Raw genomic sequence first — 21,236 nt, forward strand, 5'->3', positions numbered from 1 at the left:
ACCCACTCTTTCTTGTTTGTAAATAGGGTAAATTGATAAAACTTTCCGTGAACTACATATAATATGGGTGAAAAAAGTCGGTAAAAGGAGGTTAAGCATGAGCAAAGTAACTGAAGTAGTAGAAAAGCTGGCAGAACCAATCCTTGAAGAACTTGGTTTGGAGTTAGTCGAGATTGAGTATGTAAAAGAAGGAAAAAGCTGGTTTCTCCGCATATATATTGATAAAGATCTCGGAGTCGATATCGAAGACTGCGGAGTAGTGAGTGAACGTCTTAGTGAAAAACTCGATGAATTGGATCCGATTCCCCATAATTATTTCCTTGAAGTATCTTCACCCGGTGCTGAACGTCCTTTGAAAAAAAGTAAGGACTTTGAAAAAGCAATTGGAAAAAATGTATTCATAAAAACATATGAACCTATTGATGGTGAAAAAAGCTTTGAGGGTCTATTACAAGCGTTTGATGGGCAGACCGTCATCATAGAGGTAAAAATAAAAACTCGCAAAAAAAACATTGAAATTCCTTATGAAAAGATTGCAAATGCACGACTGGCTGTTACTTTTTCATAATCGAGAAATTTAAATAAAGGTTAGGGGGATACAAGAAAATGAGCAGCGAACTATTAGATGCTCTTACCATACTGGAAAGAGAAAAAGGAATTTCCAGAGATGTTTTAATCGAAGCGATTGAAGCGGCACTTATCTCAGCTTATCGCCGTAATTTTAATCAGGCACAAAATGTGAGAATTGATTTGAATTTACAATCAGGATCAATGAGGGTTTTTGCTAGAAAAGAGGTAGTGGATCAAGTATTTGACCCGCGCCTTGAAATTTCAATTGAAGATGCACGAAGAATTAATCCAAATTACCAAGTAGAAGATGTAGTTGAAATGGAAGTAACACCTAAAGATTTTGGGAGAATTGCAGCTCAAACAGCAAAGCAAGTCGTGACACAGCGTGTTAGAGAAGCTGAAAGAGGCATTATTTATTCTGAATTTATTGACCGTGAAGAAGATATCATGACCGGTATCGTTCAAAGACTGGATTCTAAGTTTATCTATGTAAGCCTTGGCAAAATTGAAGCATTGCTTCCAGTCAACGAACAAATGCCAAATGAACGCTATAAACCACATGATCGTATCAAGGTATTTATTACAAAGGTTGAAAAAACAACAAAAGGACCGCAAATCTTTGTATCTCGTACACATCCGGGATTGCTCAAGCGCTTGTTTGAAATCGAAGTACCTGAGATCTACGATGGAACGGTTGAAATTAAATCCGTTGCCCGCGAGGCAGGAGATCGTTCCAAAATTTCCGTTCATTCCGATAATTCTGAGGTTGATCCGGTGGGTTCTTGTGTCGGACCAAAAGGAACACGTGTTCAAGCAGTTGTGAATGAGTTAAAAGGTGAAAAAATTGATATTGTGAAATGGTCAGATGATCCTGTTGTCTTTGTTGCAAATTCCTTAAGTCCTTCTAAAGTTTTGGATGTAATGGTAAATGAAGCGGATAAAGCAACAACAGTAGTTGTCCCAGATTATCAACTTTCCCTTGCAATTGGTAAACGCGGTCAAAACGCAAGACTGGCAGCGAAGTTAACGGGATGGAAAATTGATATTAAATCAGAAACCGAAGCACGTGATTTAGGGATTTATCCACGTGAAGAAACAATCAGACTTTTTGATGATCAAGTCGAAGACGATCATTTCGAATTCGAAGATGAATTAGATTAATTGGTGGAGGTGAATGATCGTGAACACGCGTAAAAAAGTTCCAATGCGTAAATGTGTGGCAACTGGTGAAATGAAGCCCAAAAAAGAACTCGTTCGCATCGTTCGTTCACAGGAAGGAGATGTCTCCATCGACCTGACCGGGAAAAAATCAGGCAGGGGTGCATATCTTTCAAAGGACAAGGAAGCTGTCCTTCAAGCCAAGAAGAAAAACATCTTATCTAACCACCTACAGGTTTCTATAGAAGAATCATTGTATGAAGAACTACTAGAGCTGATAGAGAAGGAGAACAGACTATCCAAATGAACCAGCAACAATGGATGTCATTGCTTGGCTTAGCCAATCGAGCACGTAAGATCACATCGGGTGAGGAGCTTACCGTCAAACAGATTCAGAGCGGAGGCGCAAAGCTCATTTTATTATCAGCAGATGCATCTGGAAATACAACCAAAAAAATTTCAGACAAGTGTAAATCGTATGAAGTTCCATTGAAAATAGTGGAAAATCGTCATCTTCTTGGCCATGCAATTGGTAAAGAAGCCCGCGTAGTTGTAGCTGTTTTGGATGATGGATTTGCTAAAAAACTGGTAACGTTGCTCGATTAATTTTAGCGGGGGTGAAAAAATGAGTAAAATACGTGTTTATGAATATGCAAAGAAACATAATGTTTCAAGTAAAGATGTAATTACAAAATTAAAAGAAATGAATATAGAGGTTTCTAACCATATGGCAACAATTGAAGATGCAGATATAGTAAAACTAGACGTAACCTTTAATAAAAACACAAGCAATACACAACAGAAACAAACAAAACCACAACAGCAGAATCGTTCAAATCAAAGACCACAACAGCAGGGAGCGAAGCCACAGGTGCAGAGTAAAACAAGTCCAAAGGCTTTTGAAGATGATGACTCAAAAAACGCTGCTCCTAGTAAGGTGAAAGTTGTCTCTCCTCCAAAAACGGTTGAAGGTAAAAAGCAAAACCAAGAATTCCAATCAAAGGAAAACAAAGTTTTCAATTCAGGAAAAGGTAATAAAAAACCTTTTAATAATCATCAAAATCGCAATAATAATAATAACAATCGTAAAAAGAACCATACACCTGTTCAACAAGTACAGCCACAAAAGAAGAAAGAAAAAGAGCTACCGGCTAAAATTACCTTTAGCGAATCTTTGACTGTTGGCGAGCTAGCTAAAAAAATATATCGTGAGCCTTCTGAAATCATCAAGAAACTCTTTTTACTAGGCGTAATGGCGACAATCAACCAAGTATTAGATAAAGATGCCATTGAATTGATTGCAAGTGAATATGGGGTTGAGGTTGAAGAAGAAATCAAAATAGACACAACTGACTTAGAAGTCTATTTTACAGAGGATTCAGCTGATGAACTTATGGAAAGACCGGCAGTTGTTACCATCATGGGACACGTTGACCATGGGAAAACAACTTTACTCGACTCTATCCGGAATACAAAAGTAACCGAGGGAGAAGCAGGTGGAATCACTCAGCATATCGGTGCTTATCAAGTAGTAGAAAACGGTAAGAAAATTACCTTCTTAGATACACCGGGACACGCCGCTTTTACAACGATGCGTGCACGTGGTGCAAAAATTACCGATATTACCATCCTTGTTGTTGCAGCAGATGACGGTGTAATGCCGCAAACTGTTGAGGCTATTAACCATGCAAAGGCTGCTGAGGTTCCAATTATTGTAGCTGTTAATAAAATGGATAAGGAAGCAGCAAATGCCGATCGAGTAATGCAAGAATTAACAGAGCATGGATTGGTTTCAGAAGCATGGGGTGGGGATACTATCTTTGTACCACTTTCTGCAAAAACAGGTGATGGAATCGATAATTTATTAGAAATGATTCTCCTGGTTAGCGAAGTGGAAGAATACAAAGCAAATCCAAATCGTAAGGCTTTAGGTACTGTCATCGAAGCTCAATTGGATAAAGGACGCGGATCGGTTGCAACCTTACTGATTCAAAACGGCTCATTAAAGATCGGGGATCCGATTGTTGTAGGAAACACTTTTGGCCGTGTTCGTGCCATGGTAAATGATAAAGGACGACGTGTTAAAGAGGCTGGTCCATCAACACCGGTTGAAATTACAGGGCTAAACGATGTTCCACAAGCTGGAGATCGATTTGTTGTTTTTGACGATGAAAAAACAGCGCGTCAGGTTGGGGAAGCACGTGCACAGCAGGCGCTTGCCGCACATCGTGGAGAAAAATCCCGTGTTAGTTTAGAAAATTTATTTGAACAATTAAAACAGGGTGAAATGAAGGACTTGAATGTCATTATCAAAGCCGACGTTCAGGGATCAGCTGAAGCTGTTGCTGCCTCACTCATGAAAATCGATGTAGAAGGCGTCAATATCAAAATCATTCACAGCGGTGCCGGAGCGATTAACGAGTCTGATATTACGCTCGCTGCTGCTTCTAACGCGATTGTGATTGGTTTCAATGTTCGTCCAGATGCAAATGCTAAGCGTGCTGCTGAAGCAGAAGATGTTGATGTACGCCTTCACCGTATTATTTATAAAGTAATTGAAGAAATCGAAGCAGCCATGAAGGGAATGCTTGATCCAGAATTCGAAGAAAAGATTATTGGTCAAGCTGAGGTTCGCCAAACCTTCAAGGTTTCCAAAGTGGGAACGATTGCTGGTTCATATGTAACGGATGGTAAAATCACTCGCGACAGCGGCATTCGCTTAATTCGAAACGGCGTAGTCATCTTTGAAGGTCAAATTGATGCCTTGAAACGCTTTAAAGATGATGCAAAAGAAGTTGCACAAGGGTATGAATGTGGTATTACCATTAAAAACTTTAATGATGTTAAAGAGGGAGATATCATTGAAGCCTATGTAATGGAAGAAGTAGAACGGAAATGATCATCGGCTCGGCCGTATGTGAATGCATCATCTACGATGCCCATTCATTAAAGGATAAACGTTCCGTTCTGCAACGAATCCTAACTCGGTTAAGGCAAAAATTTAATGTTTCTGTTTCAGAGGTAGATTTCCAGGATGTATGGCAAAGAACAAAAATTGCCATTGTTGTGGTTACCCAGGCAAAGGTTTCAACGGAACAGGAACTGCAGAATGCCTTACGATTGATTGATTCGTTCCCAGAGATTGAGAGAGCGATCACCGAGATTGAATGGCTTTAGATTAAGAGGTGAATGTGATGAGCCACAGAGCAAATCGTGTGGGAGAACAAATGAAGAAAGAACTGAGTGACATCATCGGACGTAAAATTAAAGATCCACGGATTGGTTTTGTGACGGTAACAGATGTCCAGGTTACTGGAGATCTCCAACAAGCAAAGGTATATATATCCGTATTAGGCGATGATGAACAAAAGGAGAATACATTAAAGGGTCTGGCAAAAGCGAAAGGATTTATTCGTACAGAAATCGGCCATCGTATTCGACTGCGCAAAACACCAGAAATCATCTTTGAATTCGATGAATCCATTGATTACGGAAATCGAATTGAAAACCTTCTTCATCAATTACACCATGAAGATAAACCACTTCAAAAAAATGATGAAGAGTAGATATCGATGGATAGACATTTGTCTATCCATTTTTTTGATAAGGAGTGAATTAGTTGGAAGGTATTTTACCATTATTTAAACCAGCCGGAATGACGTCACATGATTGTGTCTTTAAATTAAGGAAGATATTAAAGACAAAAAAAGTTGGACATACAGGTACACTTGATCCCGATGTAACCGGAGTTCTTCCAATTTGTATTGGAAAGGCAACGAAGGTGGCAGAGTACATAACAGATGCCGGCAAAGCGTACGAGGGAGAAGTCACAATCGGGTATTCAACGACAACAGAGGATGCATCTGGTGAAGTAGTTGAAGAGAAACATGTTAACCGTTCCATTCCAAGAGAGGAAATTCTTCAAGTCCTACAATCCCTGTCTGGTGAAATTGAACAGACTCCGCCAATGTTTTCAGCGGTAAAGGTCAATGGTGTCCGCCTTTATGAATATGCGAGAAAAGGGATTGAAGTAGAACGGCCAACCCGGAAGGTTTTCATCAAATCTATTGAACTGCTCGATGACAGAGAAGAATTTTCGGGTGACATGATATCCTTTCGATTTCGTGTCAGTTGCAGCAAAGGAACCTATATCCGAACCCTAGCTGTAACAATCGGTGAAAAACTTGGCTATCCAGCCCATATGTCAAAGTTAACAAGAATTCAATCAGCAACCTATAAGTTAGAAGATTGTTTAACCTTTGATGAAATTGGAAACTTAATGGAAACTGGAATGATCAAAGAAGTATTAAGGCCTCTGGAATCAGCACTTTCCCATTTGCCGAAATACGTAATTAATGATACAGTAGCAGAGAAAGTAAAGAATGGTGCGATTTTACCGATTCCAGAACATCTAAAAAATAGTAACGGACCTATAGTCACTGAAACTGGGGAAGGACAGGCACTCGCTATCTATGCAGAGCATCCAGGCAAGCCCGGACTTATGAAACCAGTTAAAGTGTTAAGAAATGATCACGATTAATCAGGGTACGGTATAGAAAGAGTGAGTTTCAATTGGAAGTAAAGAAGCTTAATTTTCCTAATTTTACAGACAATAGTGAATTACCGCCATTATCAATGGCTCTAGGATATTTTGACGGAGTTCATCTTGGCCATCAACAAGTTATTTTAGAAGCAAAGAGACAGGCGAAGGAGCTTGGTTTGAAGAGCGCCGTCATGACTTTTGATCCACATCCATCCGTGGTGTTGGGGAAATCTGAGCAGCATGTCCGCTATATTACGCCGTTATCAGAAAAAATTCACATCCTCGAAAACATGGGGATTGATTATGTATTTATTATTCATTTTACTACAGAATTTGCAAACCTTCTCCCGCAAGAATTTATCGATCAATATGTAATAAACTTAAATGTTAAACATGTCGTGGCGGGTTTTGACTTCACATATGGAAGAATGGGAAAAGGGACAATGGAAACCATCCCTTTCCATTCAAGAGGACAATTCACTTTTTCAGTCATTCCAAAGCTTACCAAAAAGGAAGAAAAGGTGAGTTCGACCCGTATAAGGAAATTATTAAAAGAAGGGAAAACAGCTGAGCTTTCTGATTTATTAGGAAGAAACTATACAACTGCGGGAACCGTTATTCATGGTGATAAACGCGGAAGGACAATTGGATTTCCAACCGCGAACGTGGATGTTGGGGAGGAATATCTTTTACCTCCGCTTGGTGTTTATTCGGTGAGGATGAAGATAGATGGAAAGTGGTACAACGGGGTATGTAATCTAGGGATTAAACCTACTTTCAATAATGCTGCGAAAAAGCCATCAGTTGAGGTTCATCTATTCGAATTTAATCAAATGATTTATGGTAAAGAGGTAAAGGTTGAATGGCATCAATATATTCGCAAAGAACAAAAGTTTTCGGGTATTGAAGAATTGGTAGCGCAAATTGGAAGAGATAAACAAACGGCGCTGAATTATTTTAAAAAATTCGACAAAGTCCCCGAAGATTGTAGTGAATCAACCACTTTCTTACATTAAAATCAAGGTTTCACTTGCATTTTAGACTGAAACATTGTATTCTTATTAACGTATTAAAAAACCTTTGCTTGGCAAGTCGAGTCACCGACGCTTGCTCAGTAACAGGGGATTCATATTTTAGGAGGTGAATTAGGATGGCAATCACTCAAGAGCGTAAAAATGAAATTATCGCTGAGTATAAAACTCATGAAAACGATACTGGATCTGCAGAGGTTCAAATCGCTGTCCTTACTGAATCAATCAACAATTTGAATGAGCACTTACGTACTCACAAAAAAGATCACCACTCACGTCGTGGTTTGTTGAAAATGGTTGGTAAGCGTCGTAATCTTTTATCTTACCTACGTAACAAAGATGTTCAACGTTACCGTGTGCTAATCAATAAGCTTGGTCTTCGTCGATAATCAACAGAAGCGGGATTTTTCCCGCTTTTTTGTTAGCTTTTTAAAAGAAAAACGGAAACATCTTAACCAGTCCTGATAAGCTCTAGAATTGTACAAAAATAAAGAATCCTCTATACATATTTAAAATCGCGAAATTATGTGCATACTATTCTTATATTTGAAATTCCTAACATAAGCTTTTTACGGCTTTTTATATATGGAAAATGATGATTATAGCGAAAATATTTTTCGAATCATCCTCTGAAATGATTTTTGACCTGAGAGGGGTAACAATATGGAACAAACGAAACACGAGTATTCCATGGAGTGGGCAGGCCGCAAGCTGACTGTCGAAATTGGACAATTAGCAAAACAAGCAAATGGCGCTGTCCTCGTCCGTTATGGTGATACAGCAGTTTTAAGTACAGCAACTGCTTCAAAGGAACCAAAAAACCTTGACTTTTTCCCATTAACTGTAAACTACGAGGAACGTTTATATGCAGTCGGGAAGATTCCAGGGGGCTTTATTAAAAGGGAAGGCCGTCCAAGTGAGAAAGCGATTCTGGCCAGCCGCTTAATTGACCGTCCAATCCGTCCATTATTTGCTGACGGATTCCGTAATGATGTACAAGTTATTAGTATTGTAATGAGTGTGGACCAAGACTGTTCTACTGAAATGGCAGCAATGTTTGGTTCATCCTTGGCATTAAGCACATCTGATATTCCATTTGAGGGTCCAATTGCAGGTGTCGTAGTCGGCCGTGTAAATGGTGAATTTGTAATTAATCCTACTGTTGAGCAATCTGAACTTAGCGACATCCACTTAACTGTCGCCGGTACAAAGGATGCTATTAACATGGTTGAAGCGGGTGCAAATGAAGTACCTGAGGAAACTATGCTTGAAGCCATTATGTTTGGACACGACGAAATCAAACGCTTAATTGAATTCCAAGAGAAAATTGCTGCAGAAATTGGCAAAGAAAAAATGCAGATTTCGCTTTACGAAATTAATAAAGAGCTTGAAGCAGAAGTCAGAACAATCTGTGAAGCAGATATGATTAACGCAATTCAAGTTCAAGAAAAACACGCACGTGAAGCTGCAATAACAGAAGTAAAAAAACAAGTTTTAGCTAAATATGAAGAACAGGAAGCAACGGATGAGAACTTAAAACAAGTTAAGCAAATCCTTGACAAAATTGTTAAGGGTGAGGTCCGCCGCTTAATAACTGTGGAAAAAATTCGTCCTGATGGCCGTAAAATTGATGAAATCCGTCCACTATCTTCTCAGGTGGGGCTGCTTTCACGTACACATGGATCTGGTTTATTTACACGTGGTCAGACTCAGGCTTTAAGTATCTGTACACTCGGTGCAATGGGAGATGTTCAAATACTTGATGGTTTAGGCATTGAGGAAGAAAAACGCTTTATGCATCATTATAATTTCCCTTCCTTTAGCGTTGGAGAAACTGGTCCGATTCGCGGCCCGGGCCGTCGAGAAATCGGTCATGGTGCATTGGGAGAACGGGCACTTGAACCAATTGTTCCGAATGAAAAGGATTTTCCATATACGATTCGCTTGGTTTCTGAGGTTTTGGAATCCAACGGTTCCACCTCGCAGGCGAGTATTTGTGCTAGTACTCTTGCTATGATGGATGCTGGTGTTCCGATTAAAGCACCTGTAGCAGGAATTGCAATGGGACTCGTAAAATCCGGAGAACATTATACTGTTTTGACAGATATTCAAGGAATGGAAGACCACCTTGGTGATATGGACTTTAAAGTAGCCGGAACCTCTAAGGGGGTAACTGCTCTTCAAATGGACATCAAGATTGAAGGTCTATCCCGTGAAATCTTAGAAGAGGCACTTCAGCAGGCGAAAAAAGGAAGAATGCAAATTTTAGATTCCATGCTTGCAACAATTAATGAACCAAGAGCTGAGTTATCAAAATTTGCGCCGAAAATTTTAACCATGGCGATCAACCCGGATAAAATCCGTGATGTTATTGGACCAAGTGGAAAGCAAATTAATAAAATTATTGAAGAAACTGGCGTTAAAATTGATATTGAGCAGGATGGAACAATCTTTATTGCATCTGCAGATCAGGAAATGAATCAAAAGGCTAAAAAGATTATCGAAGATATTGTCCGTGAAGTAGAGGTTGGACAAATGTACCTTGGTAAAGTAAAACGAATTGAAAAATTTGGTGCATTTGTCGAAATATTTGCCGGAAAAGACGGATTAGTCCATATTTCTGAACTTGCAGAAGAGCGGGTTGGAAAAGTAGAAGATGTTGTAAAAATTGGTGATGAAATACTTGTTAAGGTAACAGAAATTGATAAACAAGGCCGCGTAAACCTTTCACGGAAAGCTGTTTTAAAGGAACAGAAAGAAAAGGCTGAAGAGCAGCGATAATGGATAACCCCGGTCTTGTCAAAGCTACCAGACATTAGAAAGTCAGGGGAACCCCCTGACTTTCTTTATGTAAATATCTTTGAGAATTGTCCAGCTCCAGCGCCTAGCCCCTCGAGGGGAAAAATGAACTGCTTTTTTCCGAGGTTGCTTCGGCCCTGTCGGGGCTGACCAAGGCGCTTACGCTTTTAGTTCTACCTTGTCCCTTTTATTCATAATGTTTATGGAAGGGGGAACGGGAAGATGAAAAAAGTGGTTATATTTATGCTGATTTGTTTGGCTGGATGGGTCTCGGTAAATAATCCTATTGTGAATCCGTATGTAGATACCCTGAAGGATTCTGCAATGATGGTTTCAAAGCAACATTCCAATCCTCTTTATGAAAGCATTGTTAAAAATGCTCCTACATATGAGGTCCCACCTTCCAATGCCAAAATTGACCCGGTTTGGAAGGCGATACCAGGATATAATGGATTAAAGGTTGATATTTCAGCCTCCTATAAAAAGATGAAAAGTAAAAATCAATTTGATGAAAAGAAATTGGTTTTTACACAAACTTCACCGAAAGTGCACTTAAAGGATTTACCGCCTTCCCCTATTTATAAAGGCCATCCTGATAAACCAATGGTTAGCTTTATTATTAATGTAGCATGGGGAAATGAATTTTTATCGGATATGCTTGCAACCTTAAAAAGGCATCATGTTACGACAAGCTTTTTTCTGGAGGGCAATTGGGTGAAGAAGAATCCGGATCTGGCCAAAATGATTGTTGACGCTGGTCACGAGGTGGGTAATCATTCCTATTCCCACCCGGATATGAAGAGACTTACTGCCTCCCAAACAAGAGCGGAAATGATTAAAACCAATGAAGTCATTGAGGCGGCAACAGGGGAAGTCTGCAAATGGTTTGCTCCGCCTAGCGGAAGCTACCGGAATGAGACGGTGACGGTGGCAAATCAGTTAAAAATGAAAACGGTTATGTGGACCGTCGACACGGTGGACTGGCAAAAGCCAACTCCAGATGCCCTTATTAATCGTGTTATAAGTAAAGTTGATAACGGTTCGATGATTTTAATGCATCCTACTGAGTCAACTGCTAAATCTCTTGACCGCCTCATTACTTTAATTGAGAAAAAAAATCTAACAATTGGTACTGTTTCAGAGTTAATGAGCGAGGAAAGAATAATGAAATAACATCGGAAGAGTAGCATAAAATATAAGTAATGAGGTTTTGAGCTGTTATAATCAGGAGGAATTCGATGATAAATAAATACACTTGTCAAAATGGAGTAAGAATTGTATTAGAACAAATTCCTACCGTTAGATCTGTAGCCATTGGTGTATGGATTGGTACCGGATCTAGGAATGAACATCCCGAAATCAATGGGATTTCCCACTTTTTAGAGCATATGTTTTTTAAAGGTACAACCACACGGTCTGCAAAAGATATTGCTGAATCCTTTGACAGTATTGGGGGTCAAGTGAATGCTTTTACCTCAAAAGAATATACTTGTTATTACGCCAAAGTTCTTGATACCCACTCGCAATTTGCTTTAGATGTATTAGCTGACATGTTTTTTAATTCGACTTTCGTGGAAGAAGAATTAAATAAGGAAAGAAATGTTGTCCTAGAAGAAATTAAAATGTATGAGGATACTCCTGATGATATCGTTCATGACTTATTAAGCCGTGCCGTATACGAGGATCATTCGCTTGGTTATCCAATCCTGGGAACGGAAGAGACACTTAATACATTTACGGGTGAAAAGCTAAAGGAATATATTCATGAGCGCTATACTCCGGAAAATGTTGTCATTTCAATTGCCGGTAATGTTTCAGATGCGTTTATTAATGAAGTGGAAAAATACTTTGGCTCTTACACTGGTGGCAACCATGAAACACGTGAAAACACCCCTGTTTTTCATTCTAATCGGATTTCTAGAAAAAAGGAAACAGAGCAGGCCCATTTATGTTTAGGTTTTGAAGGATTAAAGATTGGTCACGAGGACATCTATAGTTTAATTATTGTAAATAACGTCCTTGGCGGCAGTATGAGCAGCAGATTGTTTCAGGAAGTCCGTGAGCAGCGTGGTTTAGCGTATTCTGTTTTCTCTTATCATTCCGCTTATCAAGATAGTGGAATTGTGACAGTATATGGGGGTACAGGGGCTAAGCAGCTCGATTTATTATTTGAAACCATTCAGGAAACATTGGATAAGTTAAAACAAGATGGAATTACCGAAAAAGAGATTACGAATACTAAAGAACAATTAAAAGGAAGCTTGATGCTGAGTTTGGAAAGTACCAATAGCAGAATGAGCCGTAACGGGAAAAACGAATTATTGTTAAAACGCCATCGTTCATTGGATGAAATTATTGAACAAATTGATCAAGTAACCAAGCAAAGTGCTGATGAAATGGCAAGGTCCATTTTCACGAATCAATATTCAGTTTCCTTAATCAGTCCTGATGGAGAATTTCCAAAGGGCCTAAAATAAAAAGAAACAGTTCGAGAAGTCGAACTGTTTTTTTTTATAGTCCAGCTCCAGCGCCTAGCCCCTCGAGGGAAAAAATGAACTGCTTTTTTTCTAGGTTGCTTCGGCCCTGACGATGAAGTCAAAGAACGACTTCACCGTCAGGGCCTCCAGCACTTGTCGGGGCTGATCAAGGCGCTTCCGCTTTCTTGTTCTATTATTGGACTTCCTTATATAAGATAGTATAAAGAAAGTGAAGGGAGTCCGTATTGATGAGACTGAGTGAGTTAAGTGGAAAGGAAATTGTTGACGTGAAAAAAGCGGAGCGACTTGGAGTTCTTGGTCAAACGGATCTTGAAATCAATGAAGGAACTGGCCAAATTCAAGCTCTTCTCATCCCATCCCTCAAATGGTTTGGTTTTCGAAAACAAGGAGAAGAAATTAGAGTTCCTTGGAATCATATTAAAAAGATTGGAACGGACATGATCATCATCGATATTCCTGAAAATGAAGATGAATAAAGAAGTAAAATCAGGTTCAAAGCCCAAGCAAATGGATATTTGCTTGGGCTTTTTTTATGAACTAATCATGAATAACTCACAGATTGATGGTCTCCGACATAAGATGTTGAAGTGAATAGAAGAAACTGATTTTCGAATTGGATTTTTTTAAAAAGAAGGTGAATGTTTTCATGCTGACAGGGATGCAGATAGCCGTAATCGGTGGTGATGCAAGACAGCTGGAAATTATCCGAAAGTTAACCGAGTTAGATGCCAGATTATCGCTCATTGGCTTCGAACAGCTTGATCACGCCTTTACTGGTGCTGTTAAGGAAAAGTTAGATGAGGTAGATTTTTCTACTATAGACGCCCTCATCTTACCCGTGCCCGGTACGAATTTAGAAGGACAGGTTGAAACAATCTTTTCAAATGAGAAGGTTATTTTGACAGAAGATATGCTTTTAAAGACACCTGAACAATGTACGATCTATTCAGGGATAAGTAATGCATTTTTAAATGAGATCACGACTAAATCGAAGAGAAGACTTATCCAACTTTTTTCAAGGGATGATGTAGCTATTTATAATTCGATTCCTACGGTTGAAGGAACAATTATGATGGCCATCCAGCATACGGATTATACGATTCACGGATCAAATGTAACGGTTTTGGGCCTAGGAAGGTGTGGTATGAGTACTGCTCGAGCTTTTCATGCCCTTGGGGCGAAAGTTAAGGTCGGCGCTCGAAAAAGCGAACATCTTGCAAGAATTACAGAAATGGGCGTAACACCTTTTCATTTAAATAATCTTGTGAAAGAAGTGTCGGATACCGATATATTAATCAATACCGTTCCGCATCCGGTGGTAAGTGCAGCAGTTATTTCTAAGCTCCCTGCCCATACACTCATCATTGATATTGCCTCTAAACCGGGCGGAACTGATTTTAGATATGCGGAAAAGCGGGGAATAAAGGCATTGCTCGCACCAAGTTTACCGGGGATTGTAGCTCCAAAGACTGCCGGATTAATTCTTGCGGATGTGCTGACACAATTACTTCAGGATGACCTATTAAATAGAAAGGGGAAAGAAAAATGAGTTTAAAAGGAAAAAGAATTGGCTTTGGATTGACAGGGTCACATTGTACGTATGATGCTGTATTTCCGGAAATTGAGAAACTAGTGCAAGCAGGTGCCGAAGTCGTTCCGGTAGTGTCCTATACCGTAAAAAGTACTGACACTCGTTTCGGCAATGGCGAAGATTGGGTTAAAAGGATTGAAGACCTTACGGGTAATAAGGCCATCGACTCCATTGTTGCAGCAGAGCCACTAGGACCTAAAATGCCTCTAGATTGTATGGTCATCGCACCGTTAACAGGGGTTTCCATGAGTAAATTCGCGAACGCTATGAACGACAGTCCTGTTTTAATGGCAGCTAAAGCAACACTAAGGAACCTTAAGCCGATTGTGCTCGGAATTTCTACGAATGATGCATTAGGGTTGAATGGAGTAAATTTAATGAAACTGATGGCTACCAAACACATTTATTTTATTCCTTACGGACAGGATGATCCGGTTAAAAAACCAAATTCAATGGTAGCAAGAATGACAATGTTAATGGAAACGGTGGAAGCTGCAATTGAAGGAAAACAGATTCAACCCGTACTGGTTGAAAGATTTCGAGATGATGTTTAATTATTCCCTCTTTCGTATGAAAATGGTTATTTCTTTTAAAGGAATATGTTAGAATATATAAATAATTCATATGCTGGAGATGGTTATTCTCTTCATGCGAATTGTTTTTACTAATTAGATTATTTCCAAAAGAAATAACTGGATAAGAGATTGAAAGGGGTCTTATAGTAATGAGTCAGCAAAGCGGATTTAACGTCGCAGTAGTCGGAGCAACAGGAGCAGTCGGACAGCAAATGATCCAAACCTTAGTAAAGGAAAATTTCCCTTACAAGAAATTACTATTATTATCTTCAAGCCGTTCAGCAGGTCAAAAAATTGTCGTGAACGGAGAAGAATATACGGTTCAGGAAGCGAAGCCTGAGAGCTTTGAAGGTATTGACATTGCATTATTTTCAGCAGGCGGCAGTGTTTCCAAAGAACTTGCGCCGGAAGCTGTAAAACGCGGGGCAATTGTTGTTGATAATACAAGTGCATTTAGAATGGATGCCGATAAACCATTGGTAGTGCCGGAAGTTAATGAAACAGATTTACATCAAAATACAGGGATTATTGCCAATCCAAATTGTTCAACTATCCAAATGGTCGTTGCCTTGGAACCAATTAGACAAAAATTCGGTTTAAAGAAAGTTATTGTTTCAACCTACCAAGCTGTATCAGGTGCAGGTGCAAAAGCTGTGCAAGAATTAATGGATCAAACGAAATCTATTTTGGCAAATGAACCTGTGGAACCAAAGATTTTACCAGTAGGCAGCGATAAAAACCATTATCAAATCGCCTTTAATGCCATTCCACAAATTGATAAGTTCCAAGAAAATGGTTTTACTTTTGAAGAAATGAAAATGATTAATGAAACGAAGAAAATCATGCATTTACCAGAATTAGCTGTTTCAGCTACATGTGTCCGTCTTCCAGTTGCAGTAGGTCACTCTGAGTCAGTTTATTTTGAAATTGACCAAGAAGGCGTAAGTGCTGATGAAATTAAGGCTTTGTTAAAGGATGCACCAGGCGTCATTTTACAAGACGATCCAGAAAACCAGGTTTATCCAATGCCAGCAAATTGTGTTGGAAGTAATGATGTATTTGTTGGAAGAATCAGAAAGGACCTTGATGAAGACCAAGGTTTCCATATGTGGGTCGTCTCTGATAACTTACTAAAAGGCGCTGCCTGGAACTCTGTACAAATTGCACAAAGTTTAGTGAAACTTGGTTTAGTGAAAGAAAAATAAAGTTTTCATAAAAAGGCAGGTTTTGAATGTCAACATGAAAATTATCGTGCAAAAATTTGGAGGTACATCTGTCAGGGATGAAAAAGGCAGGAAACATGCTAGTGTTCATATTGAAAAGGCGTTAAAAGACGGTTATAAGGTAGTCGTAGTGGTTTCAGCAATGGGAAGAAACGGGGATCCTTATGCAACGGATACCCTTCTTTCCTTAATTGGCGGGATTAACAGTAAAATAAGTAAACGCGAACAAGATTTGCTTATGTCCTGCGGTGAGGTCATTTCGAGTGTTGTTTTTACAAACATGTTGCTTGAGTCAGGAATCAAAGCTGTCGGATTAACCGGCGCCCAGGCGGGTTTCCGTACAAATAGCGACCATACAAATGCTAAAATAGTAGAAATGAAATGTGACCGGCTTTTAAGAGAATTGGAACATGCTGATGTGGTTGTCGTGGCAGGGTTTCAGGGTGCAGCAAAAAATGGGGATATCACAACTATTGGCAGAGGCGGAAGTGATACTTCTGCGGCTGCATTAGGTGCTGCCCTGAATGCGGAATGGATTGATATTTTTACCGATGTAGAAGGAATTATGACGGCTGATCCCCGGATAGCAGAAAATGCAAGGCCGCTTTCGGTTGTTACTTATACCGAAGTATGTAATATGGCTTATCAGGGGGCAAAGGTGATTCATCCAAGAGCGGTAGAAATTGCGATGCAATCGAAAATTCCCATTCGAATCCGCTCAAATTATTCTGAAAGTCTCGGGACACTCGTAACAACCTTAAACAAAGATAATCGCGGCAGTGATATAAAAGAACGGATTGTAACCGGAATCGCTCATGTTTCCAATGTAACGCAAATTAAAGTTTTTGCCAAAAAAGATCAATACTACCTGCAAGCCGAGGTTTTTAAGGCAATGGCTAATAAAAATATTAGTGTTGATTTTATCAATATTTCTCCGAACGGTGTTGTTTATACGGTAACGGATGAGATGACGGATAAGGCGATTAAAACTTTACAGGATTTGGGTCATGAACCTGTCATTGAACGTAACTGTGCAAAAGTTTCAGTTGTGGGTGCAGGAATTGCCGGTGTCCCTGGGGTAACTTCCAAAATCGTAACATCGTTGTCTGACCATGGAATTCGAATTTTGCAGTCAGCTGATAGCCATACCACCATTTGGGTTCTCGTCAAACAAGAAGACCTGGTCAAATCAGTCAATGCACTGCATGATGCATTTCAATTGGAAGAAGAAGCAATTGAAGTATATCGAAATGAAATGTAAGGTGTTAACTGTATGAGGCAGGAGTCTTTTTAAAGACTCATTCCCGGCAATCAAATGGAAGGAGCTTAGAAAATGGTTCATTTTGGTCGAGTATCGACGGCGATGGTGACTCCTTTTGATAAGAAGGGGCATGTTGATTTTTCAAAGACCACTCAATTAGTCAATTATTTAATTGAAAATGGAACTGATTCACTTGTGGTGGCTGGCACAACAGGTGAATCTCCTACATTATCAAAGGAAGAAAAACTTGCTTTATTTGCTCATGTTGTCAAAGTTGCTGCCAAGAGAGTTCCGGTCATAGCCGGGACTGGCAGCAATAATACGTACGCATCCATTGAACTCACCAAAAAAGCAGAAGAACTTGGCGTTGATGCAATAATGGTTGTAGCTCCATACTATAATAAACCAAATCAAGAGGGATTATATCAGCATTTTCAAGCAGTAGCTGAAGCAACATCTCTACCAGTGATGGTTTACAATATTCCAGGAAGATCCTCGGTCAATATACTTCCAGAAACAATTATTCGTCTTTCTAAAATTCCCAATATAGTTGCAGTAAAAGAAGCTAGCGGTGACTTAAATGCAATGACCCATATCATTGCTAATACAGATGAAGACTTTGTTTTATACAGTGGTGATGATGGTTTAACATTGCCAGTTCTGTCAATTGGCGGTGCCGGTATTATTTCGGTTGCGTCACATATAATCGGAAATGAAATGCAAGAAATGGTTAAGGCCTATTTTGATGGGGAGAATTCTAAAGCAGCGAAGCTCCACCAGCAATTGCTGCCAATCATGCAAGGGTTATTTGCAGCACCAAGTCCCGGTCCGGTCAAAACAGCTTTGCAGCTTAATGGGTTAGATGTAGGTTCAGTAAGGCTTCCATTGGTCCCATTAACTGAACAGGAACGCACCAGATTGACGGCGCTTTTAAAAAAGTAATCATTCAAAGAATCCAATCGATATTCGATTGGATTTTTTTAGCTTTAAGGGAGTAAATAGCCTCAGGTTCGTAGAATATGGTTGTAATGATTTTCGTGTTTCAAGTATAATAATCATAACTGATTTCGGTCGGCATAAATAACGTAGGAGGATTCAAACATTGATCACAAGCAAAAAAAATAATTCCATTAAGGTAATTTCTCTTGGTGGTATCGGAGAAATCGGAAAAAATATGTACCTTGTCGAAGTGGACAAGGATATATTTGTCATTGATGCCGGCTTAATGTTCCCCGAGGAAGAAATGCTCGGTATCGATATCGTAATTCCAGATATGACCTATTTGACAGAAAATAGAGACAGAGTAAAAGCCATTTTCCTTACCCATGGTCATGAAGATCATATTGGTGCACTCTCTTATTTATTAAGGCAGGTAAATGTTCCAGTTTATGGCATGAAATTAACACTAGCGCTTGCTAGCGCAAAACTTAAGGAACAAGAATTTACCGGAACACCAACGTTTATTGAAGTGGATTCCGATACTATTTTAAACATGGATTCTGTAGATGTCAGTTTTTTTAAAACAAATCACAGTATTCCGGATTCTGTTGGCGTTTGTATTCACACTTCTGAAGGTATTATCGTTTATACGGGTGATTTTAAATTTGATCAGGCCGCAACGAAGCTTTATAAGCCTGAAATTGGAAAAATGGCTGCGATTGGGGAAAAAGGAGTCTTATGTCTGTTATCGGATAGTACCGAAGCAGAAAAGCCAGGCTATACCACCTCAGAGGCAATTGTTGTAAGAGAAATGTCCAATGCATTTTATAATGCACCTGGAAGGATTATTGCTGCTTGTTTTGCATCTGATATTAACAGGATTCAGCACATTTTTGATTCTGCAAAAGAAAACCGTAGAAAGGTTGCGGTCGTTGGGAAAAGCCTTGAGCGAATTTATCATATTGCACTTGATTTAGGTTATTTAGAGGTTGAAGAAGATTTAATCATCCCCATTAGTGAATTAAAAGACTATAAAGACAATGAAGTAGTCATTTTAATGACAGGAAACCAAGGGGAGCCGATTGAAGCCTTACAGAAAATGGCGAAACAAACAGCTAAATTGGTCAATATACAACCGGGTGATACCGTTTTAATCGCTGCTTCACCATTACGGGGAAGTGAAGTCTTTTTAGGAAAAACCATTGATATGCTGTTTAGAGCGGGAGCGAATGTCATCGCCGGTAAACGGACCATTCATGTATCCAGCCATGGAAGTCAAGAAGAATTAAAATTTATGATTAACCTGATGAAGCCTAAGTATTTCATCCCGGTCCATGGAGAATACCGCCTGCTTCAGGCACATCGAAAATTGGCACTGGAAATTGGCCTGACGAACGAACAGATTTTAATCCCTGAACGCGGAGAAATTGTTGAAATAAAGGATGGAAAAATTGGTTTTAGCGGTAAAGTGCCTTCAGGGAATGTTCTGATTGATGGGATTGGTGTCGGTGATGTTGGAAATATTGTGTTGCGGGACCGAAAACTTTTATCCCAGGATGGCATATTGATTGTGGTTGTTACTTTAACAAGACAGGATAAGAAAATTGCTGCTGGTCCTGAAATTATTTCACGAGGATTTGTTTATGTTCGTGAATCAGAAAAGTTGATGGATGATTCGACAAAATTAGTTCGTGAAATCGTGGAACGAAATATTGCAAAGGAAACTTTCGAATGGTCAAGCCTTAAGCAAGATATTCGTGATGAACTAAATCGCTATTTGTTTGAAAAGACCAAAAGAAGACCGATGATTTTACCAATCATCATGGAAATTTAGCTATCGTTTGTAGGGCACTGGAAATTCCAGTGCTTTTTATTATTTGAAAAAATAGCATGAATTTCAAGCATACGTTAATACTAAAGTCATCATGTGTGAAGGGAGTCTAGGGATGGATATTTTAAATAATATATTTCGAAATGAATCCGAAAATCCAGACGGAGGGGAGCCTCAAAAAGAGGAAAAACCATCTTCGAATTTAATAGAAAAAATTCAACAGCTTGGTCAAACCAATGTTCCTCAACTATCATCTGACTCGAGGATCCACTGTTTAACGATTGTCGGGCAAATAGAAGGACATTTAGCATTGCCGCCGCAGAATAAAACAACGAAGTATGAACACCTTATACCACAGTTAGTTGCCATTGAGCAGAATCCTAAAATTGAAGGAGTACTCATTATTTTAAATACGGTTGGCGGGGATGTTGAAGCAGGTCTTGCCATTTCAGAAATGCTTGCGACGATTTCAAAACCGACTGTTTCTGTTGTTTTGGGTGGAGGGCATTCTATTGGTGTACCTATTGCCGTTTCCTGCGATTATTCCTTTATTGTAGAAACAGCGACGATGACCATCCATCCAATCCGCTTAACGGGGCTAGTCATTGGTGTTCCCGCAACCTTTGAATATTTAGATAAAATGCAGGAGCGGGTCGTGAACTTTGTTACAAAGCATTCAAAAATTTCCGAGGATACCTTTAAAGACCTAATGTTTGCAAAGGGCAATCTGACACGGGATATTGGAACAAACGTAATTGGTGCCGATGCTGTAAAAAATGGTCTAATTGATGAAGTTGGCGGAATTGGCGCTGCGATGAAAAAGTTAAATGAGTTGATTGATTTACAAAAAGAAGAAAAAGAAGGGCTGATTCAATGATTCTTTATACGATGATGCCGCAAGAACTTATTTTTCCAAGCGAAACAGAAGCTTTCTCGAAACAGCAAATGATTAACTATCAAGGGGTTCCACTATTAGTGGATATGATGGATCCGCAAAATGTTCAGGTAATCCGTGTACTAAGCAGTGATCCTCAGCATTACCTAGACGATCGATTTTGTCCGGGAGCAAAAATTTCTTTTTCGAACAGCGAAGGTTTGTCCGCATTCTAACAGGCATTATGGTATAATTAGGACAAGAAGACAAGAGCAGCCAAGCAGGCTGCTTTCTTCCTTTTTATCCTAAAAATGCTATTTCAGAATAGTTGAAGAGTTAATAT

The 21,236-nt window shown here is 39.4% G+C and carries 22 protein-coding genes; all 22 read left to right on the forward strand.

What is annotated here, in order from left to right:
• Window positions 1–97: 97 nt before the first annotated feature.
• Entirely contained in the window at window positions 98–568 is a 471-nt protein-coding gene (gene rimP / locus ACFQZ9_RS06640; protein ID WP_498942815.1) for a ribosome maturation factor RimP, read from the forward strand.
• Between the two features lie 38 nt (window positions 569–606).
• Window positions 607–1,731 carry a transcription termination/antitermination protein NusA gene (gene nusA / locus ACFQZ9_RS06645; protein ID WP_498942816.1) on the forward strand — a complete coding sequence of 375 codons (1,125 nt, stop codon included), beginning with the start codon at window positions 607–609 and terminating at the stop codon, window positions 1,729–1,731.
• Between the two features lie 19 nt (window positions 1,732–1,750).
• On the forward strand, window positions 1,751–2,035 hold the full coding sequence (gene rnpM / locus ACFQZ9_RS06650; protein WP_026574886.1) for an RNase P modulator RnpM: 285 nt from the start codon (window positions 1,751–1,753) through the stop codon (window positions 2,033–2,035).
• Window positions 2,032–2,334 carry a YlxQ family RNA-binding protein gene (locus tag ACFQZ9_RS06655; RefSeq protein WP_026574887.1) on the forward strand — a complete coding sequence of 101 codons (303 nt, stop codon included), beginning with the start codon at window positions 2,032–2,034 and terminating at the stop codon, window positions 2,332–2,334. Before rnpM ends, ACFQZ9_RS06655 begins: the two co-directional genes overlap by 4 nt.
• Before the next feature lie 19 nt (window positions 2,335–2,353).
• Window positions 2,354–4,627 carry a translation initiation factor IF-2 gene (gene infB / locus ACFQZ9_RS06660; protein ID WP_498942817.1) on the forward strand — a complete coding sequence of 758 codons (2,274 nt, stop codon included), beginning with the start codon at window positions 2,354–2,356 and terminating at the stop codon, window positions 4,625–4,627.
• Complete coding sequence (locus tag ACFQZ9_RS06665; RefSeq protein WP_133332437.1) at window positions 4,624–4,905, forward strand: DUF503 domain-containing protein; 282 nt, start codon at window positions 4,624–4,626, stop codon at window positions 4,903–4,905. The genes infB and ACFQZ9_RS06665 overlap by 4 nt, the downstream gene beginning before the upstream one ends.
• A 17-nt stretch (window positions 4,906–4,922) precedes the next feature.
• Entirely contained in the window at window positions 4,923–5,294 is a 372-nt protein-coding gene (rbfA, locus tag ACFQZ9_RS06670; protein WP_026574890.1) for a 30S ribosome-binding factor RbfA, read from the forward strand.
• A gap of 53 nt (window positions 5,295–5,347) precedes the next feature.
• Complete coding sequence (gene truB / locus ACFQZ9_RS06675) at window positions 5,348–6,268, forward strand: tRNA pseudouridine synthase B (RefSeq protein ID WP_498942818.1); 921 nt, start codon at window positions 5,348–5,350, stop codon at window positions 6,266–6,268.
• Between the two features lie 32 nt (window positions 6,269–6,300).
• Window positions 6,301–7,287, forward strand: coding sequence for a bifunctional riboflavin kinase/FMN adenylyltransferase (gene ribF / locus ACFQZ9_RS06680; RefSeq protein ID WP_498942819.1), 987 nt, complete (start codon window positions 6,301–6,303; stop codon window positions 7,285–7,287).
• Between the two features lie 134 nt (window positions 7,288–7,421).
• A complete protein-coding gene (rpsO, locus tag ACFQZ9_RS06685; protein ID WP_026574892.1) occupies window positions 7,422–7,691 on the forward strand; it encodes a 30S ribosomal protein S15 in 270 nt (89 codons plus the stop codon).
• A gap of 274 nt (window positions 7,692–7,965) precedes the next feature.
• Window positions 7,966–10,083, forward strand: a complete 2,118-nt coding sequence (gene pnp, locus ACFQZ9_RS06690) for a polyribonucleotide nucleotidyltransferase (protein ID WP_498942820.1) — start codon at window positions 7,966–7,968, stop codon at window positions 10,081–10,083.
• 240 nt (window positions 10,084–10,323) lie between these two features.
• A complete protein-coding gene (locus ACFQZ9_RS06695) occupies window positions 10,324–11,274 on the forward strand; it encodes a polysaccharide deacetylase family protein (RefSeq protein ID WP_498942821.1) in 951 nt (316 codons plus the stop codon).
• 65 nt (window positions 11,275–11,339) lie between these two features.
• A complete protein-coding gene (locus tag ACFQZ9_RS06700; protein ID WP_498942822.1) occupies window positions 11,340–12,578 on the forward strand; it encodes a M16 family metallopeptidase in 1,239 nt (412 codons plus the stop codon).
• 248 nt (window positions 12,579–12,826) lie between these two features.
• Window positions 12,827–13,075 (forward strand): YlmC/YmxH family sporulation protein, encoded by a 249-nt coding sequence (locus ACFQZ9_RS06705; RefSeq protein WP_026574896.1) that lies wholly within the window; start codon window positions 12,827–12,829, stop codon window positions 13,073–13,075.
• Between the two features lie 170 nt (window positions 13,076–13,245).
• Window positions 13,246–14,148: a dipicolinic acid synthetase subunit A gene (gene dpaA, locus ACFQZ9_RS06710; protein ID WP_498942823.1), complete on the forward strand. Its 903-nt coding sequence runs from the start codon at window positions 13,246–13,248 to the stop codon at window positions 14,146–14,148.
• Window positions 14,145–14,744 carry a dipicolinate synthase subunit B gene (locus ACFQZ9_RS06715; RefSeq protein WP_498942824.1) on the forward strand — a complete coding sequence of 200 codons (600 nt, stop codon included), beginning with the start codon at window positions 14,145–14,147 and terminating at the stop codon, window positions 14,742–14,744. Before dpaA ends, ACFQZ9_RS06715 begins: the two co-directional genes overlap by 4 nt.
• A gap of 170 nt (window positions 14,745–14,914) precedes the next feature.
• Window positions 14,915–15,970 carry an aspartate-semialdehyde dehydrogenase gene (gene asd / locus ACFQZ9_RS06720; RefSeq protein ID WP_498942825.1) on the forward strand — a complete coding sequence of 352 codons (1,056 nt, stop codon included), beginning with the start codon at window positions 14,915–14,917 and terminating at the stop codon, window positions 15,968–15,970.
• Window positions 15,971–16,004: 34 nt separating this feature from the next.
• Window positions 16,005–17,249, forward strand: coding sequence for an aspartate kinase (dapG, locus tag ACFQZ9_RS06725; protein ID WP_498942826.1), 1,245 nt, complete (start codon window positions 16,005–16,007; stop codon window positions 17,247–17,249).
• Between the two features lie 72 nt (window positions 17,250–17,321).
• Window positions 17,322–18,191, forward strand: coding sequence for a 4-hydroxy-tetrahydrodipicolinate synthase (gene dapA / locus ACFQZ9_RS06730; protein ID WP_198311234.1), 870 nt, complete (start codon window positions 17,322–17,324; stop codon window positions 18,189–18,191).
• 163 nt (window positions 18,192–18,354) lie between these two features.
• Window positions 18,355–20,022: a ribonuclease J gene (locus tag ACFQZ9_RS06735; RefSeq protein WP_498943596.1), complete on the forward strand. Its 1,668-nt coding sequence runs from the start codon at window positions 18,355–18,357 to the stop codon at window positions 20,020–20,022.
• A 112-nt stretch (window positions 20,023–20,134) separates the two neighbouring features.
• Window positions 20,135–20,896, forward strand: coding sequence for a ClpP family protease (locus tag ACFQZ9_RS06740; RefSeq protein WP_198311235.1), 762 nt, complete (start codon window positions 20,135–20,137; stop codon window positions 20,894–20,896).
• Window positions 20,893–21,129 (forward strand): YlzJ-like family protein, encoded by a 237-nt coding sequence (locus tag ACFQZ9_RS06745; RefSeq protein WP_498942827.1) that lies wholly within the window; start codon window positions 20,893–20,895, stop codon window positions 21,127–21,129. The genes ACFQZ9_RS06740 and ACFQZ9_RS06745 overlap by 4 nt, the downstream gene beginning before the upstream one ends.
• Window positions 21,130–21,236: the final 107 nt, after the last annotated feature.

Origin of the sequence: Neobacillus sp. GCM10027624 (assembly GCF_042675345.1) — a bacterium.
GTDB classification, from domain to species: Bacteria; Bacillota; Bacilli; order Bacillales; family Cytobacillaceae; genus Neobacillus; species Neobacillus cucumis_D.